The organism is Pseudomonas japonica (assembly GCF_900188455.1).
GTDB lineage: Bacteria > Pseudomonadota > Gammaproteobacteria > Pseudomonadales > Pseudomonadaceae > Aquipseudomonas > Aquipseudomonas japonica.
The window spans coordinates 69901-95802 of sequence record NZ_FZOL01000006.1 but is presented as its reverse complement, the minus strand read 5'-3'; the positions used below and the strand labels follow the sequence as shown (position 1 = coordinate 95802).

General features: G+C 63.5%; 26 protein-coding genes. 10 read left to right on the top strand and 16 right to left on the bottom strand.

The window, feature by feature from the left end:
- Nucleotides 1-9 precede the first annotated feature (9 nt).
- From CHB99_RS09675 to flgB, 9 genes are all read right to left on the bottom strand, one after another.
- Nucleotides 10-1119 carry a flagellar basal body P-ring protein FlgI gene (locus CHB99_RS09675; protein WP_042124568.1) on the bottom strand — a complete coding sequence of 370 codons (1110 nt, stop codon included), beginning with the start codon at nt 1117-1119 and terminating at the stop codon, nt 10-12.
- Between the two features lie 12 nt (nt 1120-1131).
- Entirely contained in the window at nt 1132-1827 is a 696-nt protein-coding gene (gene flgH, locus CHB99_RS09670; protein WP_042124566.1) for a flagellar basal body L-ring protein FlgH, read from the bottom strand.
- 51 nt (nt 1828-1878) lie between these two features.
- Nucleotides 1879-2664, bottom strand: coding sequence for a flagellar basal-body rod protein FlgG (gene flgG, locus CHB99_RS09665; RefSeq protein ID WP_042124564.1), 786 nt, complete (start codon nt 2662-2664; stop codon nt 1879-1881).
- Nucleotides 2665-2710: 46 nt separating this feature from the next.
- Nucleotides 2711-3451 (bottom strand): flagellar basal body rod protein FlgF, encoded by a 741-nt coding sequence (locus tag CHB99_RS09660; RefSeq protein WP_042124562.1) that lies wholly within the window; start codon nt 3449-3451, stop codon nt 2711-2713.
- A 299-nt stretch (nt 3452-3750) separates the two neighbouring features.
- On the bottom strand, nt 3751-3936 hold the full coding sequence (locus tag CHB99_RS09655) for a hypothetical protein (RefSeq protein ID WP_042124561.1): 186 nt from the start codon (nt 3934-3936) through the stop codon (nt 3751-3753).
- A 73-nt stretch (nt 3937-4009) separates the two neighbouring features.
- On the bottom strand, nt 4010-5341 hold the full coding sequence (gene flgE, locus CHB99_RS09650) for a flagellar hook protein FlgE (protein ID WP_042124559.1): 1332 nt from the start codon (nt 5339-5341) through the stop codon (nt 4010-4012).
- Nucleotides 5342-5368: 27 nt separating this feature from the next.
- The gene (gene flgD / locus CHB99_RS09645) at nt 5369-6100 is read right to left on the bottom strand and encodes a flagellar hook assembly protein FlgD (RefSeq protein WP_042124557.1); all 732 of its coding nucleotides are present in this window, start codon (nt 6098-6100) and stop codon (nt 5369-5371) included.
- Nucleotides 6101-6116: 16 nt separating this feature from the next.
- Nucleotides 6117-6557, bottom strand: coding sequence for a flagellar basal body rod protein FlgC (gene flgC, locus CHB99_RS09640; protein ID WP_009402938.1), 441 nt, complete (start codon nt 6555-6557; stop codon nt 6117-6119).
- A 3-nt stretch (nt 6558-6560) separates the two neighbouring features.
- Nucleotides 6561-6971 (bottom strand): flagellar basal body rod protein FlgB, encoded by a 411-nt coding sequence (gene flgB, locus CHB99_RS09635; RefSeq protein WP_042124554.1) that lies wholly within the window; start codon nt 6969-6971, stop codon nt 6561-6563.
- Between the two features lie 344 nt (nt 6972-7315).
- Between flgB and CHB99_RS09630 the strand changes: the two genes are divergently transcribed.
- Nucleotides 7316-9910, top strand: coding sequence for an autotransporter family protein (locus CHB99_RS09630; RefSeq protein ID WP_042124552.1), 2595 nt, complete (start codon nt 7316-7318; stop codon nt 9908-9910).
- Nucleotides 9911-9971: 61 nt separating this feature from the next.
- Here CHB99_RS09630 and cheR read toward each other — a convergent pair whose 3' ends face one another.
- Complete coding sequence (cheR, locus tag CHB99_RS09625) at nt 9972-10799, bottom strand: protein-glutamate O-methyltransferase CheR (RefSeq protein ID WP_042124550.1); 828 nt, start codon at nt 10797-10799, stop codon at nt 9972-9974.
- A gap of 56 nt (nt 10800-10855) precedes the next feature.
- Nucleotides 10856-11788, bottom strand: coding sequence for a chemotaxis protein CheV (locus CHB99_RS09620; RefSeq protein ID WP_042124548.1), 933 nt, complete (start codon nt 11786-11788; stop codon nt 10856-10858).
- Between the two features lie 67 nt (nt 11789-11855).
- Here CHB99_RS09620 and flgA point away from each other — a divergent pair, with 67 nt between their 5' ends.
- From flgA to CHB99_RS09600, 4 genes are all read left to right on the top strand, one after another.
- Nucleotides 11856-12608, top strand: coding sequence for a flagellar basal body P-ring formation chaperone FlgA (gene flgA, locus CHB99_RS09615; RefSeq protein WP_042124547.1), 753 nt, complete (start codon nt 11856-11858; stop codon nt 12606-12608).
- Between the two features lie 179 nt (nt 12609-12787).
- Entirely contained in the window at nt 12788-13105 is a 318-nt protein-coding gene (gene flgM, locus CHB99_RS09610; protein ID WP_042124545.1) for a flagellar biosynthesis anti-sigma factor FlgM, read from the top strand.
- 45 nt (nt 13106-13150) lie between these two features.
- Nucleotides 13151-13618, top strand: a complete 468-nt coding sequence (locus CHB99_RS09605; RefSeq protein WP_042124543.1) for a flagella synthesis protein FlgN — start codon at nt 13151-13153, stop codon at nt 13616-13618.
- A 75-nt stretch (nt 13619-13693) separates the two neighbouring features.
- Nucleotides 13694-14437 carry a flagellar brake protein gene (locus CHB99_RS09600; protein ID WP_042124541.1) on the top strand — a complete coding sequence of 248 codons (744 nt, stop codon included), beginning with the start codon at nt 13694-13696 and terminating at the stop codon, nt 14435-14437.
- A 36-nt stretch (nt 14438-14473) separates the two neighbouring features.
- Here the strand turns inward: CHB99_RS09600 and CHB99_RS09595 are convergent, their stop codons facing one another.
- The 3 genes from CHB99_RS09595 to bkdR all read right to left on the bottom strand — a co-directional run bounded on the left by CHB99_RS09595 (nt 14474) and on the right by bkdR (nt 18072).
- Nucleotides 14474-15820, bottom strand: a complete 1347-nt coding sequence (locus tag CHB99_RS09595; protein WP_042124539.1) for an MFS transporter — start codon at nt 15818-15820, stop codon at nt 14474-14476.
- 174 nt (nt 15821-15994) lie between these two features.
- Nucleotides 15995-17236, bottom strand: coding sequence for a glutamine synthetase family protein (locus tag CHB99_RS09590; protein ID WP_167335857.1), 1242 nt, complete (start codon nt 17234-17236; stop codon nt 15995-15997).
- A gap of 344 nt (nt 17237-17580) precedes the next feature.
- Nucleotides 17581-18072, bottom strand: coding sequence for a Bkd operon transcriptional regulator BkdR (gene bkdR / locus CHB99_RS09585; RefSeq protein WP_042124536.1), 492 nt, complete (start codon nt 18070-18072; stop codon nt 17581-17583).
- Between the two features lie 200 nt (nt 18073-18272).
- Here bkdR and CHB99_RS09580 point away from each other — a divergent pair, with 200 nt between their 5' ends.
- From CHB99_RS09580 to lpdA, 4 genes are read left to right on the top strand one after another with little or no spacing between them, the layout of a single operon-like run.
- The gene (locus CHB99_RS09580) at nt 18273-19505 is read left to right on the top strand and encodes a 3-methyl-2-oxobutanoate dehydrogenase (2-methylpropanoyl-transferring) subunit alpha (protein ID WP_042124535.1); all 1233 of its coding nucleotides are present in this window, start codon (nt 18273-18275) and stop codon (nt 19503-19505) included.
- Between the two features lies 1 nt (nt 19506).
- Nucleotides 19507-20565 (top strand): alpha-ketoacid dehydrogenase subunit beta, encoded by a 1059-nt coding sequence (locus CHB99_RS09575; RefSeq protein ID WP_042124533.1) that lies wholly within the window; start codon nt 19507-19509, stop codon nt 20563-20565.
- Nucleotides 20566-21837, top strand: a complete 1272-nt coding sequence (locus CHB99_RS09570; RefSeq protein WP_042124531.1) for a dihydrolipoamide acetyltransferase family protein — start codon at nt 20566-20568, stop codon at nt 21835-21837.
- Between the two features lie 2 nt (nt 21838-21839).
- Nucleotides 21840-23228 (top strand): dihydrolipoyl dehydrogenase, encoded by a 1389-nt coding sequence (gene lpdA, locus CHB99_RS09565; RefSeq protein WP_042124530.1) that lies wholly within the window; start codon nt 21840-21842, stop codon nt 23226-23228.
- Between the two features lie 58 nt (nt 23229-23286).
- Here the strand turns inward: lpdA and CHB99_RS09560 are convergent, their stop codons facing one another.
- The gene (locus tag CHB99_RS09560; protein WP_042124528.1) at nt 23287-24009 is read right to left on the bottom strand and encodes a TylF/MycF/NovP-related O-methyltransferase; all 723 of its coding nucleotides are present in this window, start codon (nt 24007-24009) and stop codon (nt 23287-23289) included.
- Complete coding sequence (locus CHB99_RS09555; RefSeq protein WP_042124526.1) at nt 24006-24872, bottom strand: phytanoyl-CoA dioxygenase family protein; 867 nt, start codon at nt 24870-24872, stop codon at nt 24006-24008. Before CHB99_RS09555 ends, CHB99_RS09560 begins: the two co-directional genes overlap by 4 nt.
- A 332-nt stretch (nt 24873-25204) precedes the next feature.
- Here CHB99_RS09555 and CHB99_RS09550 point away from each other — a divergent pair, with 332 nt between their 5' ends.
- Nucleotides 25205-25822, top strand: a complete 618-nt coding sequence (locus CHB99_RS09550) for a hypothetical protein (protein ID WP_052419425.1) — start codon at nt 25205-25207, stop codon at nt 25820-25822.
- The last annotated feature ends 80 nt before the right edge of the window (nt 25823-25902 follow it).

Sequence of the window (25902 nt, the reverse complement as noted above, 5' to 3'; positions counted from 1 at the left end):
CGCGCGTCCTCAGATCACGATCAGGTCGGCCTGCAACGCACCGGCCTGCTTCAGGGCTTCGAGGATGGCCATCAGGTCACTGGGCGCGGCGCCCACCTGATTGACGGCACGGACGATCTCGTCGAGCGTGGTGCCCGGACCGAACTTGAACATCGGCTTGGCTTCCTGCTCGGCGTTGACCCGCGAACGCGGAACCACGGCGGTCTGGCCATTGGAGAAGGCGCCGGGCTGGCTGACGATCGGGTCTTCGGTGATGGTCACGGTGAGGCTGCCGTGGGTCACGGCCGCCGGCGACACCTTGACGTTCTGGCCGATGACGATGGTCCCGGTGCGCGAGTTGATGATGACCTTGGCCACCGCCTGGCCCGGATCGATCTCGAGGTTTTCCAGGATCGACAGGTAGTCGACCCGCTGGCCCGGATCGAGCGGCGCGGTCACCCGCACCGAACCGCCATCGACGGCCTGGGCGACCCCCGGGCCGAGCAGTTCGTTGACCTTGTCGACGATGCGCTTGGCGGTGGTGAAGTCCGGACGGTTGAGGTTCAGGGTCAGGCTGTTGCCCTGGTTGAACCCACTGGGCACGGCGCGCTCGACGCTGGCACCGCCGGGAATCCGCCCGGCCGACGGAACGTTGACGGTGATCTTCGAACCGTCGCGACCCTCGGCGTCGAAACCGCCGACCACCAGGTTGCCCTGGGCGATGGCGTAGACGTTGCCGTCAATACCCTTGAGCGGCGTCATCAACAGGCTGCCGCCACGCAGGCTCTTGGAGTTGCCGATGGACGACACGGTGATGTCGACCACCTGCCCCGGCTTGGCGAACGGCGGCAGGTCGGCGTGCACCGACACCGCGGCGACGTTCTTCAACTGCACGTTGCCCGAGCCCGCCGGCACCTTGATGCCGAACTGCGAGAGCATGTTGTTGAAGGTCTGCAGGGTGAACGGCGTCTGGGTGGTCTGGTCACCCGTGCCGTTCAGCCCCACCACCAGGCCATAGCCGATCAGTTGGTTGGAGCGCACGCCGGAAATGCTGGCGATGTCCTTCAGGCGCTCGGCCTGGGCACTGAATGCCGAGGCCAGCAGGAGGGTCGCCGCGACGAGTTGCTTGAAGTTGAACATGGACGGCCGGACCTAGAACGGGAAAAGCGGGCTGAGGAAGAAACGGTCGAACCAGCCCGGCTGACTGGCGTCGGCGAAGGCTCCGGTGCCCGAATAGGTGATGCGCGCATCCGCCACCCGGGTCGACGGCACGGTGTTGTCGGTGGAGATGTCGTCCGCCCGCACCAGGCCGGCGATGCGCACCAGCTCGTCACCGGTGTTCAGGGTCATCCACTTCTCGCCGCGCACGGCGATGATGCCGTTGGGCAGCACGTCGGCCACGGTCACCGTGATCGAGCCGGTCAGGGTGTTGCCCTGGGCCGCCTTGCTGTCGCCCTTGGTCGCCCGCTCGCCGCTGTAGCCAGCGCTGAGACTCAGGTCGTTGCCGCCGATCGGGTTGTTGGTGGTCAGGCTCGAACCGAACAGCGAGGTCAGGCCGATGTTGGCGTTGCTGTCCTTGGCCACCTGCGAGCCCGCGTTCTTGCTCGCCTGGGTGCGCTCGTTGAGGGTGATGGTGATGATGTCACCGACCCGGAACGCCTTGCGGTCGCCGTACATGTTCTGCTCGAACCCCGCCTGGTAGATCGAGCCGTTGTTGGCGGCCGCCGGCAGGGGCGTACGCGGCAATACCGGCGCGTAGTACGGATCGTTGGGCTTGGGCGTCGGCGCGACGCAACCTGCCAGCAACACCACCCCCCCCAGGGCGAAAACGGACAACAAACGGCTCATGACTCTGACCTCACGGTGTAACGGATGGCGCGGGAGTACCTGAAGGTTCAATTACAGGTTCTGGGTAACGTACGAGAGCATCTGGTCGGCGGTGGAAATCACCTTGGAGTTCATCTCGTAGGCGCGCTGGGTGGTGATCATGTTGACCAGTTCTTCCACGGTGCTGACGTTGGAGTTCTCCAGGGTCTGCTGCATGGTGGTACCGAAGCCGTTCAGGCCCGGGGTGCCGATCTGCGGCGCGCCGCTGGCGGCGGTTTCCAGGAACAGGTTGCCACCCATGGACTGCAGGCCGGCCGGGTTGATGAAGTCGGCGGTCTGGATGTTGCCGATGATCTGCGCGGCCGGGTTGCCGGCGGTGGTGATCGACACGGTGCCGTCCTGGCCGACGGTGAAGGTCTGCGCGTCCGGCGGCACGACGATGGCCGGCTCCAGGGCGAAGCCGTTGGCGGTGACGATCTGGCCATCGGAGTTCAGGTGGAAGGTGCCGTCACGGGTGTAGGAAACGGTGCCGTCCGGCTGCAGGACCTGGAAGAAACCACGACCGTTGACCGCCATGTCCAGCGGGTTTTCGGTGGTCTGCAGGCTGCCGGTCATGAAGTTCTTCTGGGTGCCGACGATGCGCACACCGGTACCTACCTGCAGACCCGACGGCAGCTCGCTGTCCTGGGTCGACTGGGCGCCCGGCTGGCGTTTCACCTGGTAGAGCAGGTCCTGGAATTCGGCGCGATCGCGCTTGAAGCCGGTGGTCGAAACGTTGGCCAGGTTGTTGGAAATGACGGTCAGGTTGGTGTCCTGGGCGGACAGACCGGTTTTACTGACCCAAAGAGCCGGAAGCATGCTGTTCTCCTCGTACGCCTGTTTTACGGCGCAACGCCTGTGTCAATTAGCTGATTTGCAAAACCCGAGCCATGGCTTCGTCGCCTTCCTTGGCCGTGTTCATCATCTTTACGTGCAATTCGAATTGCCGGGCCAGGGCCAGCACCGAGGTCATCTCTTCCACCGCGTTGACGTTGCTGGCCTCGAGGAAACCGGACACCACCTGCACATTGGCATCGGCGTCGGCAGGCTGGCCACTCTTGGTGTGGATCAGGCCATCGAGGCCCTTGGTCATGTTCTTCAGGTCGGGGTTGACCAGCTTGATGCGATCGACCTCGGCCATCACCCGCGGGCCTTCGCCCATGGCGCGAATGCTGATGGTGCCGTCCTGGCCGACTTCGACCTTCTGCTCCGGCGGCACGGCGATCGGACCACCGTTGCCCATCACCGGCATGCCGTTGCCGGCGCGCAGCACGCCGACCGCGTCAATGTTCAGGCTGGCGGTGCGCACGTAGGCTTCGCTGCCGTCGGGGGCCTGGACGGCGATGAAACCGTCGCCACCCACGGCGATATCCAGGTCACGGCCGGTTTCCTGCAGCGCACCCGGGGTGAAGTCGGTCGCCGGGCGCTCGGTCATGGCATAGGCCCGCGCCGGAAAGCTGTCACCGAATACCGGCATCGAGCGCGCCTGTTCGAGGTCGCGCTGGAAACCACTGGTGGAAATGTTCGCCAGGTTGTTGGCGTGGGCCTTCTGCGCCAGCGCGTTCTGGCTGGCGCCGGTCATGGCCACGTAAAGCATCTTGTCCACAGTCATCCTCCGCTGCGCTGGCGAACACTTGCCGTTCACCGCTGCTGTCGTGCGATGAAAGCAATTTTCGATCCAGTTTTTGAACAGCCGGGAAAAGGCCCGTGTTTTCGGGACTTTGCCGGTTTTTGGGAAGGCTGTAGCAGAGGGAGAAGACAAATTATCGGCGCTGGCTTTGCCGGTGGCGGCAAGATCCCGCCCTTTCGTCTGCCTTTCGGGCCTCATCGCGGGCAACGCCCGCTCCCACAAGGTCCGCGGCGACTCCAAAGCCCGCGATGAGACCCGGAAGAACACCCAAGAGATCAGGGCCGGCAGCCGGCATTGTTGAACGGCCCGGCAAAGCGCTTCCAGCCTTCCCCCGGCGAATGCTGCGAGCACACCAGACGCCCGTCGGCCTGGCTTTCCCAGCGAAACCATGGCGCCATGGCCGCCGCAGCCTGGCCCGTCAGCACCGCTCCGAGCAACAACCCGACCATCAGTCGCTTCATTTTTCACCTCACTCAAACGACAAGCCCCCACCCGAAACGGGAAGGGGCTCGCTTTCACACTACCCGGCCAGCATCAGGTCATCTGGATGATGGTCTGCATGATGGAGCTCTGGGTGGAAATGGTCTTGGCGTTGGCCTGGTAGTTGGACTGCGCCTTGACCAGCTCGACCAGTTCCTGGGTCAGGTTGACGTTGGACTGCTCCAGGGAGTTGGACGAGATCGAACCCAGGGTGCCGGTTTTCGGCGTGTCGATGCCCGGGCTACCCGAGGCGAAGGTCTGCTTCCAGCGGGTACCGCCCTGCTGCTCCAGGCCCTGCTCGTTGGCGAAGCTGGCGATCGCCACCTGGCCGATGGCACGGGACTGCTGGTTGCTGAAGCTGGCGAACATTACGCCGCTGGAGTCGATGCTCAGGCTGGACAGCAGACCGGTGGCATAACCGTCCTGGGTTGGCGGCAGACGCGCGGTATCGGTGTTGTAGGAGGTGGTCGAGCTCATGTCCAGACGCACACCGGCGGGATTGGCGGCGGAGCCGTTGGAACCCCAGGTACCGGTCGTGGCGTTGTAGGTCGCCGGAATCCAGCCCTTCACGGTGAAGACGTTGTTGACCACGGAGAAGCTGTCGTCCGGCGCCACCGAGCCGGTCATGGTATTGATGCTGCCGTCGGACTTGAAGGTCATGGTACCCACCAGCGGCGTGGTGCTGGCCGGGTTCTGCGGGTTGCGCCCGTCGATCAGGGAGTACATGGTCCAGGTGTTCTGGTCGGTCTTGCGATAGTACTGCTCCAGGGTGTGCTTGTTGCCCTGGGTATCGTAGATCTCGGTCGAGAACTTCTTGGTGTAGGTGGTTTCGTCGGTCGGCACGAAGGTCGGCCCCGGTGGCGTCGCGGTCGGCAACGCAATCGGAGTGGCCTCGGAGTTCAGGTTGATCCCCTGGCTGACCAGGCTGGTGGCCTTCGGCGGCTGCGACAGGGTATCGATCTTGAGGTCGGTCAGGCTGGACGTCAGGATCTTGCCGTTTTCGTCGGCGGCGTAGCCCTGCAGGCGCAGGCCGTCGGAGGTGACGACATAGCTGTCCTTGCTGGTCTGGAAAGCGCCGGCGCGGGTGTAGCTGAGCGAGCCGTTGTCGCTGAGCACGAAGAAGCCCTGGCCCTGGATCGCCATATCCAGCACGTTGCCGGTGTTGTTCACGTCACCCTGGCCGAACTGCTGGGAAATCGCCGCCAGACTCACGCCGTTGCCGACGGTCTTGCTGCCCACGCCCAGCTTGCTCGCCGAGTACACGTCCTGGAATTCCGCACGGGACGACTTGAAGCCGTTGGTGGCAACGTTGGCGATGTTGTTGCCGGTCACGTCCAGTTGCTTGTTTGCCGCATAGAGACCGCTAAGGCCGATATTGAAGGACATCTTTCACTCCTGTGCCGTTAGCCGGCTCTATATACCGATGGTTTGCACTTTGGACAGCGCGACGCTGCCCTGACCGGCGAGATTGAGCATCATCTCGCCCCCTGTCTGACTGATGGTGACGCTGCTCACCGTGGCGGGCAGCAAGGTGTACATTTCCGCCTCCTTGCCATCGACCTTGGTGGTGGCCTTAAACGTATAGGTACCTGGCGACATCACCTCGCCCTTCTCGTTCTTGCCGTCCCAGACGAAGGACGCGTTGCCGGCCTTCTGCTCACCCAGCTGCAGGGTGCGCACGACGTTGCCGTCCTTGTCCTTGATGGTCACGGCGGCGCTGCTCACCGACTGCGGCACGACCACCGAACCGGTCATGCTCTTGGTGGTGTCGACCATCGCCTTGTCGGTCTGGGCGATCACCGAGCGACCGACCAGCGACGAGGCCTGCAGGGCCTGGGACGATTTGTAGTTGCCGGAAATCGCGGTGACCGACTCGTTCAGCGTGGTGATGCCTTCGAGGCTGCTGAATTGCGCCAACTGGGCGACGAACTCGCTGTTGTCCTGCGGATCCAGCGGGTTCTGGTGCTGCATCTGGGTTACCAGCAACTGCAGGAACGCATCCTTGCCCAGCGTATTGCCACCGGTCTTGCTGTTGGTGGACGACGCGACACTGGTCTGGTCGGTGGTGGAGGTTTTCTTGACCCCGGACGCCTTGATGACATCGTTGAGGTTCGTTCCGGAGGTCGTATCGTTGACGCTGGCCATTGGCTCGGTCCCTCAATCACTGACCCAGGGTCAGTACTTTCTGCATCATGGTCTTGGCCGTGTTCATCAACTCGGCGTTGGTCTGGAACGAGCGGCTGGCCGAGATCATGTCGGCCATTTCCTCGACCACGTTGACGTTCGGGTAGTAGACGTAGCCGTCCTTGTTCGCCGCCGGGTGGTTCGGCTCGTAGCGCGCTTCGAGGTTGCTCTGGTCCTCGACTACGCCGAGCACCTGCACGCCCTGCCCGGCCGCGTCCTGATCCTGGAACAGCGACTGACTGCCGTTCTGCGCCTGCTGGAAGGTGGTGGCGAACACCGGGTGACGAGCGCGGTAGGTCTGGTCGATGCTCGACGAGACGGTCTCGGCGTTGGCGATGTTCGAGGCGACGGTGTTCAGACGGGTGGTCTGGGCACTCATGCCGCTACCGGCGATGTTGAAAACACTGGCGAGGGACATGAATTACTCTCCGCGCAGGGCCGACACCAGCCCTTTGAATTTACTGTTGAGCAGCGTGAAGCTGGCCTGGAAACCCACGGCGTTCTCGGCGTAGTTCGACTGTTCGAGCTGCGCGTCGACGGTGTTCTGGTCGATCGAAGGCTGCATCGGCGTGCGGTATTGCAGCGACTCGTCGCTGAGGGTCACGCCCTCGGCATCGATATGCCGGGAATTGGTCCGATCGAGGGCGAAATGGCCGCCCTGCTGGGTCTTCTCGGTTTCGGCGGCGAGCACCTTGGAGAAATCCATGTCCCGCGCCTTGTAGTTCGGCGTGTCGGCGTTGGCGATGTTGTTGGCCAGCACCTCGGCGCGCTGGGCGCGGAAGCCCAGGGCCTTTTCGTGGATACCGAGCGCTTTGTCGAAGCTGATGCTCATGTCGGGGAAACCTTCGAAGGTTGACCGGATGGTTCGTTGGCGGAGAGGCAGCAAGTCCCATGCCAAAAAAGGAAACCCCAGTAAAACCGGGGTTTTCACAGTTTTGCCGGGGGCGGCAATGCCAGAAAAGCGGCAATGGATTTCCGCTGGGTGCCGACAATGGTGGCGAAAAGCGGCAATGGGCCACGGAAAGCCGGCGCCAGAAGCATGTCATTTTGATGACTAGTTCTATACCATCCAGTCCGCTCGTTGCGTGGCACTTGGCCATTACCACCAACCAGGCTTGGCCACGCAAAGGACGCACCGTGACTTCTACGACGTTTAAGGACTGAACCGTGGCTTCCATGCTATTTCGCAAGACCCTCCTCGCCCTGGCGGTTACCACTACCACCGTCCCTGCCTATGCCCAGACCGTGCAACTGACCAATGCCGGCTTCAAGAGCGAAAACCAGACCTACAGCGAAAACCTGGAGATCTCCGGCAGCTACAGCGGCAGCGGCAATGACGACCCTATCGAGCTGCATGGCAGTCATGTGCAGAAGGACCTGATCCTCAACGCCACCATCAACAGCACCGGCAATTTCGCCGGCGGCGTGGACATGGACGTCTACGAGGCTCCGGGCAACTGGATCAACAACCGCATCGACGGCAACCTGATCAACAAGGGCAGCATCAGCGCGGTCGGCGGCGGCGCCAATGCCCTGCGCATCGACCCGGCGATCATCGGCGGCAACGTGATCAACGAAGGCCTGCTGTCGGCCAAGGGTGAGCCGCTGGAAGATGACGGCGGCGTGGATATCGCCACCGGTATCGACATGAGTGGTTCGACCACCATAAAGGGCGACCTGGTCAATGCCACCAGCGGCAAGATCGTTGTCGAAGGTGAGGATGCCACCGGGATCTACCTGACCGGCGGGGAAATCGTCGGCAAGGTCATCAACAACGGGCTGATCCAGGCAAGCGGCGAGGATGCCGTCGGACTGGAAGTCTCGGGCGGCTTCAATGGCCCCAACTATGACCGCACCGACCTGCGCGGCATCGAGAACCACGGCACCATCATTGCCACCGGAGCGGACGCCAACGGCATTCGCATCGAGAACGCCAGCTTCACCTATGCGATCGACCACATCGTCAATACCGGTACCATCCAGGCCACCGATGCAGCGATTCACGTGGGCCGCTTCGACATCGATGACAACTCCGGCTTCCCCCTGCGCATCGTCAACAGTGGCACACTGATTTCCGCCGACGAAGCCGTCGATGCCGCCGATGCCAATGGCCGGGTCTGGCTGCGCCTGCTGGACGGCAGCAAGGTGACCGGCAACCTGATCGGCCTGCATGACGTCTATATCACCGGCAATGTCGAATTCACCGGCACCGATACCCAGGCCGACGGTGCGAACATCCGCCTGTACAACGAATACAGTTCGGTCGACATCGGCAGCACTGCATTCGGCCCCACCCGGTTCAACTTGCTGTCCCCTCACACCAGCATCGATGGCCGGGTCTATGTCGCCAACGACGCATCGCTGATCCTGAATCTCTCCAGCGCCACCAAGCCTGATACTGCGGTACTCAGCGTTTCCGGCACGCTTCAGTTCGACAAGGATTCGCAGATTCAGCTGGCCGCGCAAGGCAGTGATTTCTCCGCGAACGGCACCACCTACAAGCTGATCGAGGCGGGACAGATCGAAGTCCTGAAGGACGATCACATCACGCTGGACCCGAACGGCAAACTCAATCTGAGCAGCACCTCCGCCCTGCTCAACATCGACAGCTATACGCTGGCAAACAACACCCTGGTCGCCACCGTCACCGGCAAGGGCAAGGAAGAAGTCCAGGAAATCGTCATCGGCAACGGTGGCTCGGCCAACGGTCAGAAAGCCGTGGGCAGCCTGGTCAGCGACAGCGTGATCAAACGCATCCGCGAACAGAATCCCAACGACCCGCTGCTGCAGACCCTGCTCAACACCAACGAAGCCGACCTGACCCGCATCGCCGAACAACTGGCCCCGGAAACCAACGGCGGCGCGACCCAGGCCGCGACCACCAGCCAGCATCTGGTCAGCAACGCTACCGGCAACCGCACCAGCGGCCTGCGCGGCGCCTCGTCCGGCGACGCCTTCAAGGAAGCCGGCGTCTGGGTGCAGAGCCTGTACAGCGACGCCACCCAGGACCTGCGTGACGGCGTGGCCGGCTACAACGCCCACAGCCGCGGCATCGCGGTGGGCGCCGATGGCAAGCTGAACGACAACCTGACCCTGGGCCTGGCCTACAGCTTCATCAACACCGACGTGAACGGCAAGAGCGGCAACAAGACCGAAGTCGACAGCCAAGCCTTCACCCTCTACGGCGGCTATGAGCTGGGCAACTACTTCGTCGATGGCAGCCTGACCTATGGCTTCAACGATAACGACAGCAAGCGTCATATCGCTGGCACCCTGGCGAAGGCCGATTACGACAGCGACCTGCTCGGCCTGAACCTGGTCGGTGGCTACACCTGGAAGATCAATCCGCAGGTCCTGGTCGAGCCGCGCCTGGCCGCGCGCTACAGCCTGGTGAACATCGATGGTTATCGCGAGAAGGGCTCCTCCGCCGCGCTGAAAGTCGAAGACCAGCGCTACGAAGCCATCGAACTGGGCGCGGGCGTGCGTGTCGCCGGCAGCTTCAACCTCGGTGCCGGCACCCTGGAACCGCAGGTCAAGCTGATGGCCTGGCACGACTTCGCCGCCGACCAGGCCAGCAGCACCTCGACCTTCCTGCTGGGCAGCACGCCGTTCGTCACCACCGGCGCCAAGGCCGTGCGCAACAGCTACGAAGCCGGTATCGGTACCGACTACAAGCTGGGCGCGGTAACCCTGGGCGTGAACTACGACTACATCGGCAAATCGGGCTTCGATGCCGATGTGTTCTCGGCGAAGGTGCGTTACGACTTCTGATGAACGCCTGAAATGAAAAAGCCCCCGATCGCGAGATCGGGGGCTTTTTTGTGCTCTGGACTTATTTGGCCTGGTAGATGATCCCCGGACTGCACTGAACCATCTGGTAGTGATCCGGCAAGCCGTTCAGCGCCTCGGAAGCCCCGAGGAACAGATAGCCGCCCGGCTTCAGCGTGGCGTGGATGCGAGTCAGGATGTCCTTCTTCACCTGCGCCGAGAAGTAGATCAGCACGTTGCGGCAGAACACGATGTCGAACTTGCCGAGGGCGGCATAGCTGTCGAGCAGGTTGAAGGAACGGAATTCCACACGACTGCGAATCGGCGCCTTGATCGCCCAGCGCCCCGGCCCCTTGGGGTCGAAGTAGCGCTGCAGACGCTCCTGGGACAGACCGCGGGCAATCGCCAGGCTGTCGTATTCACCGGTCTTGCAGTTGGCCAGCATCGAGCCGGACAGATCGGTGGCGACGATCTGCGCCCCCATCTTCAACTGGCCGACGTTGCTGCGTTCGAACTCGTCGAGGCTCATCGAGATCGAGTACGGCTCCTGGCCGGACGAACAGGCCGCCGACCAGATGCGCAGGCGCTGGCCCGGATTGTTGCGGGTCAGCTCGGGGATGACCTTGTTCTTCAGCACCTCGAACGGATAGGTATCGCGAAACCAGAGGGTCTCGTTGGTGGTCATGGCATCGACCACCTGCTCGCGCAAACCGCTGCGCGGCTGGCTCTGGATACGCTGCACCAGTTCGGTGAGCGTCTTGATCCCCTGCTGTTCCATCAGCTTGTTGAGACGGCTGGAGACCAGGTACTGCTTATTTTCGCCCAGCAGGATGCCACAGGCTTTTTCCAGGAAGACCCGGAACTGTTCGAAATCCAAATTACCCGTAGACAATGGTGCCGCCTCTTAAATCGTGTGCAACGCCAGGGACCGAAGCCCCCGGCCATTCGTTAGTGTGTGGCATTGATCCGGTCGACCACCCGCTGCGCCAGGTCGTCCGGCCTGAACTTGGCGAGGAAGTCGTCGGCGCCGACCTTCTTCACCATCGCCTGGTTGAACACCCCGGACAGCGAAGTATGCAGGATGATGTGCAGGTTTTGCATGCGCGGGTCGTTGCGGATCTCCGCGGTCAGCGTGTAACCGTCCATCTCCGGCATCTCGATGTCCGAGATCATCATCAGGAATTCCTCTTCCGGACGCTTGCCCTCGTCGACCAGGTTCCTCAGGTAGTCCAGCGCCTGACGACCATCGTTGAGCGCGACCACCTCCACCCCGACGGTCTGCAGGCAGCGACTGACCTGCTTGCGCGCCACCGACGAGTCGTCGACGGTGAGCACCCGCAAGGACACCGCCTTGCTGTGCACCTCGGCATTGACCACGCCGGTGGAGACCGCTTCGGAAGCCGGCGCCACTTCGGCGAGGATCTTCTCGACGTCGATGATCTCGACCATCTTGTTGTCGACCCGGGTCACCGCCGTGAGGTAGTGATCGCGACCGGTCCCCTTGGGTGGCGGATGGATCTCTTCCCAGTTCATGTTGACGATGCGTTCGACCGAATGCACCAGGAACCCCTGAGTCTTGGTGTTGTACTCGGTAATGATGACGAAACTCTTGCTCGGGTCCTGATTTTCCAGGGGAGGCAGACCCGTGGCCATCGCCAGATCCAGGATCGGGATGGTCGCCCCACGAATATTCGCGACACCGCGCACGACCCGGCTGGCCTTGGGCAGAAGCGTCAGGCTCGGGCATTGCAGCACTTCCCGAACCTTGAACACGTTGATCCCGTACAACTGATCCCCGCGCAGGCGGAACAGCAGCAGTTCGAGACGATTCTGTCCCACCAGTTGCGTGCGCTGGTTCACCGAATCCATAACACCAGCCATGCCAGACTCCTCAACCGAAGCTTGGGGCAGCGCACCCGGTCGGCACGCGCCTTGCTTTTTAACTTTTATGAATACGAAAACGACATTTTTCCGACGCCTGCACCGCCATCTGCCCGGCTTCCTTGCTGCGCTGTGCCTGTTGACTCCCGGCGCTCGAACTCTGGCTGACGCGTTCACCTTGCCTGAACAGCTTATCGGTGTCACCCAGGGGTTTCTTGAGTTCACTGTCGAAGACTATTTGCAGAAGACCCATACCGAGGGCCGCTACGAGATCCAGGTGAACAACCTCGACCCACGCCTGCGCATGCCGTTGTGCAGCGAACAGCTCGGTGCCAGCCTGGAAAGCCCGGCCCAGCCCCTGGGTCGGGTCACCGTGCGGGTGCGCTGCGATGGTAGCGCGCCCTGGACCGTGTTCGTGCCGGCCCAGGTCAAGCTGTACCGCGATGTGGTGGTGGTCAGCCGTCCGCTCAAGCGCGAGGCGGTGGTGGACGAACTGGACGTTTCCCTGCGCGAACGCGATGTCGGCCTGCTCAACCAGGGCTTCCTGTCCAGCGTCGATCAGGCGATCGGGCAGAAAGTCGTCCGACCAATGGTCATCGACCAGGTCATCACCCCGGTTCATCTGGAACAGGCGGAAGTGATCCGCAAGGGTGACCAGGTGGTCATCACCGCCCGCAGCGGCACCCTGGCGGTGCGCATGCCCGGCGAGGCGCTGAGCAAGGGCGGCATGAGCGAACAGATCCGGGTGCGCAATCTCAACTCCAAACGGGTGGTCAAGGCCCGGGTCACCGGGCCCGGTCAGGTGGAGGTCTCCATGTGACCTTGTGACGCAGAGCACCGCCCGGCCGATCGAGGCTGGCGATCAGGCAGCGCATTTTCTAGACTGTGCGCATTACGGGTTGATGGCGATGCCGCGAATCCATTCATTCGCGCCTAAAGTTTTCTTCGGGTTGGCCGAGAAAAGGGCAAGCGTCCAAATTCCCGAGAGGTTTTCTGATCATGGTCATCGACTTCAGTCGTTTGAATAACTCCCCGTCAGTGACGGGCGGCCTGCGCACTGGCACCAGCCAGGACACTGCCGCCGGTAACCGCGCAGGCCAGTCCGAAGCGGTCGGCAACACTGCCCAGAGCGGGGAAACCGTACACCTCAGCCATGAGGCCCAGCAGTTGCAACAGGTCAGCGACAAGCTGCGCGACCAGCCTATCGTCAACAGCGACCGCGTGGCCGCGTTGAAACAGGCCATCGCCGACGGCAGCTACCAGGTCGACGCCAACCGCGTCGCCAGCAAACTGCTCAATTTCGAAGCCCAGCGCTAGCCTTCGGCGCGCTGACTTCAAGGACGCCAAAACCCAGAGCCAGCCATGCACGACACGACCCTGCTGCAACTGATCGAAGAAGATATCGGCCCGGCGGAACAACTGCTCCAGCTGCTGCGGGACGAATATGTCGCCCTGCACGGCCGGGACATGCCGACGCTGGAAAACATCCTGGCCTACAAGCAATCGCTGGTAGTGCTGCTTGATCAGCATGGGCGTCGGCGCAGTGAACTGCTTGCCAGCATCGGCCTGACCCCGGACCGCGCCGGTGTCGAGGTCCTGGCCAGCCAGTCGCACCTCGGTCCGCAACTGCTGCAACAGCTCGACGTGCTGGGCAACCTGCTCAACGAGTGCAAGTCGGTCAACGAGCGCAACGGCGAATCCATCGTGCTGCAGCAGGCCACCACGGCCAACCAGATCAGAATTCTCAATGGCGGTGAAGCCCCTTCGCTCTACGACAGCCGGGGTTCCACCTCGCCGCTCTCCAAGCCTCGTGCGCTCAGCCAGGCGTGACCCTCTATCAAGGCACACCGCATGCTGGCAGAATGCCCGCTGAGTGTGCCGTTTTTGCCTGGAGATTCATCAACCGTGTTCAATGACGTAGAAGCTCCGCAGCCTCCGAAGGTGTTCACCACGCCTCTGGAGATCGCCGCCAATTTGCGGCTGCTGCAAGAGAGCCATGATCCACTGATCATTACCTTCCATGAGCGCAGCCAGCGTTTCCAGAGTTACGTGGTCGAAGTCGATCGCGACAACAACGTCCTGGCCCTGGATGAAATGATCCCTCGCGACGGCGAGCGTTATCTGGAAAATGGCGAACCCTTCCGTGTCGAAGGCTTCCACGACGGCGTGCGGATCGCCTGGGAATGCAGTCAGCCGCTGACCATCGACTCTTCCGGCGAGGTCCGCTGCTACCGCGGCACGCTGCCCAGCGAAGTCACCTATCACCAGCGCCGCAATGCCTTCCGCGCAGCGCTGAAGCTGTCGCAACTGGTCGATGTCGTGCTCGACGGTGAAAAACTCAAGGGTGCCGGCACCATTCGCGGCAAATTGCTGGATATCTCCGCCACCGGCTGCAAGCTGCGCTTCGACGGTGATATCGAAGAACGCCTGCAATTGGGCCAGGTCTACGAGAAGTTCGCCGCCAGCGCGCCGCTCGGCCTGACCAACATGTCCGTCGAACTGCGCCACCTGCATTTCGAGGAGCGCCTGGGCGCCACCTTCGCCGGTGTACGCTTCCACAACCTCAATGGCCAGATGCAGCGCAAGATCGAGAGTTTCGTCTATCAGCTGCAGCGCGAAGCGCGGCGCTTCGACAAAGACGACTATTGACATGAATCGGGGAGCGCAAGGCGCTCCCCGATTCGTTCAGACCTGGCTCGGCTTGACCGGCGCCTGCCCTTCCCCTTCCCTGACGTCCGCCTTCTCGTCCTCCTCTTCGGTGTCTTCGGCCGCCACCGGCGTCTGCATCTGTTCCTGCACCACCTGTTCGTCGACCCGCGGGTCGAGGGCCGCGGCAAGCGGCGAACTGGCCGCCGGCATCGCCACGTGGGACAGCGGCGCATCCACCACCTGATGCAACCCGGTCACCGCTTTCGGGCGGATACGCCAGACCAGGACCAGCGCGAAGAAGCTGAAGAAGGCATAGAGCATCTGGTCGCCGAAGGCCTTCATCAGCACACCGGCCGCCAGCGGGCCGATACTCGCGCCGACGCCGTAGGTCACCAGCAACATGGCGGTCAGCGAAACCCGCCGCTCGCTTTCGACATGGTCGTTGGAGAACGCCACCGCCAGCGGATACAGGCAGAACTGCAGCAGCGACACGAGGAAACCGGCGACGAACAGCACCAGCATCGGCACCCCGGGCAGGATCGCCAGCGGCAACGAGGCCACCGCCAGGCCGATGGCCACGCTGCGGATCAGCACTGCCCGGTCGTAGCGGTCGGACAGCCAGCCCAGCGGCCACTGCACCAGGAGGCCGGCGAAGATGCACACCCCCATGAAAATACCTACCTGCTCGGTACTCAGGCCCTGTTTCGACGCATACAGCGGCGCCAGGCCATAGAAGGAGCCGACGATCAGCCCGGAGCCCAGCACCGTGCTCAACGACTGTGGCACCCGCTTGATGAAGAAGCGCGGCTCCATCGGCGCCGGCCGCAGCGGTGCCGGGTGAATGCGCCGGGTCAGCGCCACCGGCACCAGGCAAAGGGCGAAGCACATGGCGACCAGCATCAGCAATTCCGGACCGAGCTGCGGATGCACCACCAGGATCAACTGACCGAGCACCAGGCCGAGGTAGGAAGCGATCATGTAGCCGCTGAACACCGCGCCGCGCTGCTTGGCGTCGGCCTGCTCGTTGAGCCAGCTCTCGATGACCATGTACTGGCACATCATGCCGAGGCCGACGATCACCCGCAGGAACAGCCAGGCCGGGAGGAAACTGACCAGGCCATGACCCAGTACCGCCGCACCGACGATCCCGGCGCAGGTAGCGTAGGCCCGGATATGGCCGACCCGGGCGATCAGCCGGTGACCGATCTTGCCGCCCAGGGCCAGGCCGAAATAGTTGGCCGCCATCAGGGCACCGACCCACAGGCTGTCGACCTGGTCGGCACTCAGGCGCAGGGCCAGGTAGGTACTCAACAGGCCGGAGCCGATCAGCATCATCAAAGCAGCGAAATACAACGCGCGAAAAGACTTCCAGATAGTGCGCATCAGCGTCCCGAACGGCCTCTTGAGCAGGTGGAAAAACTGCCTGAAAGCATAAGTGATTATTTCCGCCGAGCGGTCGGACAGGCATAAAAAAACAGGCGCCCGATGCGACATGGATGCCGCGATCGGACGCCTGTCCAGTCAACTTCCGACCCGCATGGGCCGGGGTGTATTCAATCAGGCCTGAGCGGCCAGCACGCGACGTTCCCACGGGGTGATTTCATCGAAGAAGCTGGTCAGCTCCTGGGTCTTGGTCGCGAGATAACCGTCGATGAATTCGCGCCCGAACAACTCGCGGGCCAGCTCGCTGCGCTTCAGGCGCTCGAGCGCGGCATGCAGGGTGCACGGCAGGGACAAGTGGTCCGGGACCTCGAATTCACCCTGGATCGCCGGGGCCGGTTGCAGGCCCTTCTCGATGCCGTGCAGGCCGGCGGCGAGGCTGGCCGCGATGGCCAGGTAAGGGTTGGCGTCGGCCCCCGGCAGACGGTTTTCCACCCGTCGCGCCACCGGCGAACTGGCCGGGATGCGCAGGCCGGCGGCGCGATTGTCCTCGGACCAGCAGGCATTGTTCGGCGACGCATAGGGATGGCACAGGCGCTGGTAGGAGTTGACGTTGGGCGCGAACAGCGCGGTGAAATCCGCCATGCACGCCTGCTGCCCGCCGATGAAGTGGAAGAAGGTATCGGTCGGCTTGCCATCGGCATCGCTGAACACGTTACGCCCACTGCCGATTTCCACCACGCTCTGGTGGATATGCATCGAGCTGCCCGGCGTTTTCGCCAGTGGCTTGGCCATGCACACCACGTTCAGGCCGTGCTTGAGCGCGACTTCCTTGAGCAGGTGCTTGAACAGGAAGGTCTGGTCGGCCAGCAGCAGCGGATCGCCATGCAGCAGGTTGATCTCGAACTGGCTGACGCCCATCTCGTGCATGAAGGTGTCGCGCGGCAGGCCCAGCGCCGCCATGCAGCGGTAGACCTCCTGGAAGAACGGGCGCAGGCCGTTGTTGGAACTGATGCTGAACGCCGAATGACCGTCCTCGCGTCGCCCGTCCAGGCCGACAGGCGGCTGGAACGGCTGGGTCGGATCGGGGTTGGCGGCGAACACGAAGAACTCCAGTTCGGTCGCCACGACCGGGGCCAGGCCACGGGCGGCGTAACGGGCGATCACCGCCTTGAGCTGACCGCGGGTCGACAGGCCGGAGCTCGCGCCGCTCAGCTCATCCGCGTCGCAGATTGCCAGGGCCCGGGGCTCGGCGCTCCAGGGCAGGCGATGGATCTGCGCCGGATCGGCGACCAGTGCCAGGTCACCGTCGTCACCGCCGTAGAAGCGCGCCGGCGGGTAGCCACCCATGATGCACTGCAACAGCACCCCACGGGCCAGTTGCAGCCGACGGCCTTCGAGAAAGCCTTCGGCAGTCATTACCTTGCCGCGCGGCACGCCATTGAGATCAGGCGTAACGCACTCGATTTCATCAATGCCCGTCAAACGCTCTTCCAGGGAGCGCTGAACATTGGTCGTCATGACTCTGTCCTTGTTGTTTTCGCATGCCGGAAACGGCGACCCCACAACATAGGCAGCAGGCGTTCGAAATATCAAGCATATAAGTGGCCAACTGATCGTGATTTTCTACACCCAGTGAATTGCGCACCCCCTCCGTCGTAGGAGCGTGGCTTGCCCGCGAAGGACCGCGCAGCGGTCCCAATAGCGGTGAGGTCCGGGACCGCTGCGCGGTCCTTCGCGGGCAAGCCACGCTCCTACGAGGGTTATCGAACATCGCGCAGCGTCAACCCATTGGCCGGCAACGGCAGCGCGGTCTTGTACCTGACCTGCTTGAGGGCAAAGCTCGACCGGATGTTCGCCACCCCCGGCAGGCGCGTCAGGTAATCGAGAAACCGCTCCAGCGCCTGGATGCTCGGCAACAGCACCCGCAGCAGATAGTCCGGGTCGCCGGTCATCAGGTAGCACTCCATCACCTCCGGGCGCTCGGCGATCTCCTCCTCGAAGCGGTGCAGCGACTGCTCCACCTGCTTCTCCAGGCTGACATGGATGAACACATTGACGTCCAGCCCCAGCACCTCGGGCGCAAGCAGGGTCACCTGCTGGCGGATCACCCCACACTCCTCCAGGGCCTTGACCCGATTGAAACAGGGGGTCGGCGACAGATTCACCGAGCGGGCCAGCTCGGCATTGGTGACCCGGGCATTTTCCTGAAGGCTGTTGAGAATGCCGATGTCAGTACGATCCAGTTTCCGCATGAGATAAATTTCCCTGCCTTTTGTTCTTTTACAGAATATTTATCCGCCCGCCCTCGCAAAGGCAACGAACATCAGAAAAATATTCTTTCGACGGCGGAATATCATGTAGGCAAGACTGACTCTCTGGTCACGAGCCGGAGTTCAGTAGCTACCGCTTCAAAGCTCAACAAAAACACAAGACAGAGCGAGCGTAAAAAAGCATGAACGAGTACGCCCCCCTGCGTCTGCATGTGCCCGAGCCTACCGGCCGGCCAGGCTGCCAGACAGATTTTTCCTACCTGCGTCTGAACGATGCCGGTCAGGTCCGTAAACCCGCCATCGATGTCGAACCCGCCGAAACCGCTGACCTGGCCTACAGCCTGATCCGCGTACTCGACGGCGAAGGCAATGCCGTCGGCCCCTGGGCCGCGGACATCGACCCGCAGGTCCTGCGCCAGGGCATGCGCGCGATGATGAAGACGCGCCAGTTCGACAGCCGCATGGTGGTCGCCCAGCGCCAGAAGAAAATGTCCTTCTACATGCAGAGCCTCGGCGAGGAAGCCATCGGCAGCGCCCAGGCGCTGGCCCTGAACCGCACCGACATGTGCTTCCCGACCTACCGCCAGCAGAGCATCCTGATGGCCCGGGACGTGTCGCTGACCGAGATGATCTGCCAACTGCTGTCCAACGAGCGCGATCCGCTCAAGGGTCGCCAGCTGCCGATCATGTATTCGGTGCGCGAAGCCGGTTTCTTCACCATCAGCGGCAACCTCGCCACCCAGTTCGTCCAGGCCGTCGGCTGGGCCATGGCCTCGGCGATCAAGGGCGATACCAAGATCGCTTCGGCGTGGATCGGCGACGGCGCCACCGCCGAATCCGATTTCCACACCGCCCTCACCTTCGCCCACGTCTACCGCGCCCCGGTGATCCTCAACGTGGTCAACAACCAGTGGGCGATCTCCACCTTCCAGGCCATCGCCGGTGGCGAGTCGACCACCTTCGCCGGTCGCGGCGTCGGCTGCGGCATCGCCTCGCTGCGGGTCGACGGCAACGACTTCGTCGCTGTCTACGCCGCCTCGCGCTGGGCCGCCGAACGCGCCCGCCGCGGCTTCGGCCCGACCCTGATCGAGTGGGTCACCTACCGCGCAGGTCCGCACTCCACCTCCGACGACCCGTCCAAGTACCGTCCGGCCGACGACTGGATTCACTTCCCCCTGGGCGACCCGATCGTGCGCCTGAAGCAGCACCTGATCGCCAGCGGCCACTGGTCCGAGGAAGAACACCAGGCGGTCAGCGCCGAGCTGGACGCCGAAATCATCGCCGCGCAGAAGGAAGCCGAGCAGTACGGCACCCTCTCCGGCGGCCAGATGCCGAGCCCGGCCTCGATGTTCGAGGACGTCTACAAGGAAATGCCGGAGCACCTGCGCCGGCAGCGCCAGGAACTGGGGATCTGACATGAACGATCACAACACCTCCATCCAAGTGGAAACCGCCATGTCGACCACCACCATGACCATGATCCAGGCCCTGCGCTCGGCCATGGACGTGATGCTCGAACGCGACGACAACGTCGTGATCTACGGCCAGGACGTCGGCTACTTCGGCGGCGTGTTCCGCTGCACCGAAGGCCTGCAGACCAAGTACGGCAAATCCCGCGTGTTCGACGCACCGATCTCGGAAAGCGGCATCGTCGGCACCGCCGTCGGCATGGGCGCCTACGGCCTGCGCCCGGTCGTGGAAATCCAGTTCGCCGACTACTTCTACCCGGCCTCGGACCAGATCGTTTCGGAGATGGCCCGCCTGCGCTATCGCTCCGCCGGCGAGTTCGTCGCTCCGCTGACCCTGCGCATGCCCTGCGGCGGCGGCATCTACGGCGGCCAGACCCACAGCCAGAGCCCGGAAGCGATGTTCACCCAGGTCTGCGGCCTGCGCACGGTGATGCCGTCCAACCCCTACGACGCCAAGGGGCTGCTGATTGCTTCGATCGAAAACGATGACCCGGTGATCTTCCTCGAGCCCAAGCGCCTGTACAACGGCCCGTTCGACGGCCACCACGACCGTCCGGTGACGCCATGGTCGAAACACCCGGCCAGCGCCGTGCCGGACGGCTACTACACGGTGCCGCTGGACAAGGCGGCGATCACCCGCCCGGGCAACGATGTCACCGTGCTGACCTACGGCACCACTGTCTATGTCTCCCAGGTCGCCGCCGAGGAAACCGGCGTCGACGCCGAGGTCATCGACCTGCGCAGCCTGTGGCCACTGGACCTGGAGACCATCGTCGAGTCGGTGAAGAAGACCGGCCGCTGCGTGGTCGTGCATGAAGCCACCCGTACCTGCGGCTTCGGCGCCGAGCTGGTGTCGCTGGTCCAGGAGCACTGCTTCCACCACCTGGAAGCCCCGATCGAGCGCGTCACCGGTTGGGACACCCCCTACCCGCACGCGCAGGAGTGGGCTTACTTCCCCGGCCCTTCGCGGGTCGGTGCGGCATTGAAACGGGTCATGGAGGTCTGAATGGGCACGCACGTCATCAAGATGCCGGACATTGGCGAAGGCATCGCGCAGGTTGAACTGGTGGAATGGTTCGTCAAGGTCGGCGACACCATCACCGAAGATCAGGTCGTGGCCGATGTCATGACCGACAAGGCCACGGTGGAAATCCCCTCGCCGGTGTCCGGCAAGGTGCTCGCCCTGGGCGGCCAGCCCGGCGAAGTCATGGCGGTGGGCAGCGAACTGATCCGCATCGAAGTGGAAGGCGCCGGCAACCATCAGGAAAGCACCGGCAAGGCGGCACCTGCGGTCGCCGCGCCCGAGCCGAAAGCCGCCGTGGTCGAGGCACCGGCCGCCAAACCGGCACCGGTCGCCGCGCCCGTCAGCAGCCATGAAGCAGCGCCGATCGTACCCCGTGGCGCCAACGAAAAGCCCCTGGCCTCCCCCGCCGTGCGCAAGCGCGCCTGGGACGCCGGCATCGAGCTGCGCTACGTGCATGGCAGCGGCCCTGCCGGGCGCATCCTGCACGAAGACCTCGATGCCTTCCTGACCCAGCCGACCCGCGGCCAGGCGGCTCCGAGCGGCTATGCCAAGCGCCAGGACAGCGAGCAGATCCCGGTGATCGGCCTGCGCCGCAAGATCGCCCAACGCATGCAGGACGCCAAGCGCCGCGTCGCGCACTTCAGCTACGTCGAGGAAATCGACGTCACCGCCCTGGAAGAACTGCGCCAGCACCTCAACGGCAAGTTCGGCGAGAGCCGCGGCAAGCTGACCCTGCTGCCGTTCCTGGTCCGCGCCATGGTCGTGGCGCTGCGCGACTTCCCGCAGATCAACGCCACCTACGACGACGAAGGCCAGGTCATCACCCGCCACGGCGCGGTGCATGTCGGCATCGCCACCCAGGGCGACAACGGCCTGATGGTCCCGGTGCTGCGCCATGCCGAAGCCGGCAGCCTGTGGAGCAACGCCAGCGAGATCTCGCGCCTGGCCAACGCCGCGCGCAACAACAAGGCTAGCCGCGACGAACTCAGCGGCTCGACCATCACCCTGACCAGCCTCGGCGCCCTCGGCGGCATCGTCAGCACGCCAGTGGTCAACACCCCTGAAGTGGCCATCGTCGGGGTCAATCGCATGGTCGAGCGGCCGATGGTGATCAACGGCCAGATCGTCGTGCGCAAGATGATGAACCTGTCCAGCTCCTTCGATCACCGGGTGGTCGACGGCATGGACGCCGCGCAATTCATCCAGGCCGTGCGCGGCCTGCTCGAACAACCCGCCAGCCTGTTCGTGGAGTGAGCATGCAGACTCTGGACACTACCCTACTCATCATCGGCGGCGGCCCCGGCGGCTACGTCGCCGCGATCCGCGCCGGACAACTGGGCATCCCCACCGTCCTCGTGGAAGGCCAGGCCCTCGGCGGCACCTGCCTGAACATCGGCTGCATTCCGTCGAAAGCGCTGATCCATGTGGCCGAGCAGTTCCATCAGACCGAAGCGCATGCGCACAAGTCGAACATCGGCATCAAGGTCGCCGCGCCGAGCCTGGACATCACCCAGAGCGTGGCCTGGAAGGACGGCATCGTCGATCGCCTGACCACGGGCGTCGCCGCCCTGCTGAAGAAGAACGACGTCAAGGTCATCCACGGCTGGGCCAAGGTCATCGACGGCAAGCTGGTGGAGATCGACGGCCAGGACCTGCGCATCCGCTGCGAGCACCTGCTGCTCGCCACCGGTTCCAGCAGTGTCGAACTGCCGATGCTGCCCCTGGGCGGCGCGGTGATTTCGTCCACCGAGGCGCTGTCGCCAAGCACGCTGCCCAAGCGCCTGACCGTGGTCGGCGGCGGCTATATCGGCCTGGAGCTGGGCATCGTCTACCGCAAGCTGGGGGTCGAGGTCAGCGTGGTCGAGGCTCGCGAACGCATCCTGCCGACCTATGACTCCGAACTGACCCAGCCAGTGGCCGAGTCGCTGAAGAAGCTCGGGGTCAAGCTGTACCTGGGGCACAGCGTCGAAGGCTTCGATGCGGCGGACAAACGCCTGCGCGTGCGCACTCCGGACGGCGGCGAACTGGCCCTGGACACCGACCAGGTGCTGGTGGCCGTGGGCCGGCGTCCACGCACCAAGGGCTTCAACCTCGAAGCCCTGGCACTGAAGATGAACGGCGCCGCCGTCGCCATCGACGAGCGCTGCCAGACCAGCATGCGCAATGTCTGGGCGATCGGCGACGTGGCCGGCGAACCGATGCTGGCGCACCGGGCCATGGCCCAGGGCGAGATGGTCGCCGAGCTGATCGCCGGCAAGCAGCGCGTCTTCGAACCCACGGCCATCGCCGCAGTGTGCTTCACCGATCCGGAGATCGTGGTGGCGGGCAAGACGCCGGAGACGGCGAAGGAAGAAGGGCTGGATTGCCTGGTGGCGCAGTTCCCGTTCGCCGCCAACGGGCGGGCCATGACCCTGGAATCGAAGAGCGGCTTCGTGCGGGTGGTGGCTCGGCGTGACAATCACCTGATCGTCGGCTGGCAGGCGGTGGGGGTTGGCGTCTCCGAACTGTCCACGGCGTTCGCCCAGTCACTGGAGATGGGTGCGCGCCTGGAAGATGTGGCCGGGACCATCCATGCCCATCCGACCCTGGGTGAAGCGGTGCAGGAAGCGGCGCTGCGGGCGTTGGGGCATGCGTTGCATATCTGAAGCATGAAACAAAGAAGGCCGCTCATTGAGCGGCCTTCTTTTTTGTCCGGTAAACCGATCAGACGCGGAAGTAACCCACCGACGAATCGAACGGCAGGCGCTTCAGCTCGACCTTGTTCAGGTCCAGTACATCGCGCAGGGCGGCGGTTTCGCCGGGGAAGTTGCGGTAGGCGACTTCGTCCAGGACCACGATGGCGCCTTTCGGCATGTACGGCAGGAAGGTTTCCAGGGCGACCTTGGTCGAGGAGTACAGGTCGGTGTCGAGGATCAGCATCGCCACCACCAGGTCCGGACGGGTCTTGACGAAGGCCGGCACGGTTTCGAGGATGTCGCCCTTGACGATCTCGCAGCGCGGAATGCGGTTGACCGGACGGATCAGGTCGTTGGCCTCGATCATGTCCTGGATCAGGGTCTCGTCGGTGTCGGAGAACATGCTCTCGTTGATGTCGCTCGGGTCTTCCTTCTCATCGATGCTGGCGAAGCCCTGGAAGGTGTCGAAGCCGATGATCGACCGGTTGATCGCGTACGGCTCGAGAATCATCGACAGCTGCATGTACAGCATCAACGAATTGCCCTTGTACACGCCGCATTCGACGATGGCGCCCGGAATGTCCTGGACCATCTTGAACAGCTCGATGCGCGACAGCGCCGCGGTCACGGCGATGCGGTTGGCGAAGACGAAGGGGGCGTCAGCCACGTACTGGGCATCGACGCGGCTCAGCACGCTGGCACGCTTTTCGTTGTACTCGACCTCGGCAGCAGTCAGACGACGCTTGGTCATGGATTAACTCCCTGGAATTGCGAAAAGTCGCTGGCATGGAAAAGGTCTTTGAAGCCGGCTTCGACGTCGAAACAGCCGTTGTCGACGTTGCGCGCGCCGCGCTTCTGGATCAGGTCCTGCAGGTGGATCAGACGGAAGTCCACGCTGAAACGGATCCTGTCGGTATGGTTGGCCACGGTACCGTGCAGGTGCGCGCCGGAAAAGGTGATGATCTCGCCGCTGTTGCCGGCGATGCGGATCTCCGAGGAGGTGTCGATCTCTTCCAGAGGCACCGGATGCACGCGGCTTTCCTGGGTGATGTTGTCCTTGGCCTTGAGCCGCTGGTTGTTGATCCAGTCGGTCAGGCTCCAGCTGTGGGACGAGTTCTGTACCGGCCGATCGAAATAGGCCGGGTTGATCATCATGGTCTGCTCGGGCTCGATGCTGTAGATCGGCATCCAGGTGTTGAGCTGGCAATCGACGCTGCCGTACCAGGTGTCGCGGTGCGGCTTGTAGGCATAGCTGACACCGGCGTGCAGGTAGTCGTAGTTCGGCACCACGCGCACCCGCGGCACGTCGAAGATGTAGTCGTCGGGGTCGGCGCCCACTTCGAGGATGAAGTCGCGGATCAGGGCCTTGGCCTGCGGGCCGTTGGTGAACTTGCGCTTGAGCCGGGTGACGTGCTCGACGAAGGTCTCCACCGGCATCTTCTTGTGCAGCGAAACATGGTCGGTTTCGCCGTCGAAGGCCTCGGTGATGCTGTGCCGGGCCAGCGCGCACAGCTCGTGGGCGCTGCGCAGGTTGGTATCGAGGAAGATATCGCCCGCGTAGACGCGCTCGCGGAACGCCGGCTTCTTCTGCAACTGGTTGATGTAAAGATTCATACGCCTCTTCCTCATAAAGACCGGTGCCCGCGACCTGCGCGGGCCATGAATTGAAGTGGACGCAAGGCGACGCCACCCTGCCCGTCCGGCAGGGAACTCCAACCGCATGGGACACCGGGTCATGGCCCGGCTCTCGTGTTCGGGTGATCGGCACCGCGTGCGCAAACTTTAATGCCGCTCGCCTTGCCGCCAGCGGCAAAGGGCTTCCCACAGGAGGCAAACGCAGGCCGTGCGGAAAGGCTGAAAGCCCCGGCTCTACTGGGCTCGCCTCATCTGGCACAGCTATTGCCCTGTAAGCGGGACCCGTATCCCAAACCAAGGAGAGTGATCCCGTGAGCATCATCAATGGCCATGGCTGGCAAAACATTGCGGTCAGTCAACATCGCACGCTGGCGGCCGTCCCCGGTGCCGACGCGCAAGCCTACCAGTCCGAGACCGCGACGGCCTCGGCGGTATCCACCGTGGCCAGCGCCAGCGCGACGGGCGGTGCCTCGAACTCGACCTACCAGGATGCCAAGGACGCCCAGGACGAGGCGTTCGCCAAGCTCAAGGTGGTTCTGCAGAACTCCGGCTCCACGGAGTCCAGCGACACCAGCAGCCTGAGCGAGTCCGACAGTACGGTGAAAACCACCAGCGCGGCGCAGGAGTTCCGCGACTACATGGCGCTCTCCCCCGAAGAGAAGATTCGCCTGAAGATGCTCAACGAGCTGGGGTTGACCGAGGAAGACTACGAAGCGCTGCCGCCGGAGAAGAAGGACGCGATCGACAAGCAGATTGCCCAGCGCATGAAGGAAGAAAGCGAGATGAAGTCGATGGCCGCCGTGGAACCGCAGATGCAGGCGGCGGTGGCGGCGCAGACGCTGATCAAGCCAATCAGCGAGGTGGAGGCGACGGACCCGGCGCAGCTGCGCAAGGACAGGGAAAATCAGGAAGATCCGCTGAACGTCTGATGTCCATTGGGCCTGCGCTGCAGGCCTTCGCGGTGGTTCGTCACACGACAAGCCACCGCGAAGGGCCGCACAGCGGCCCC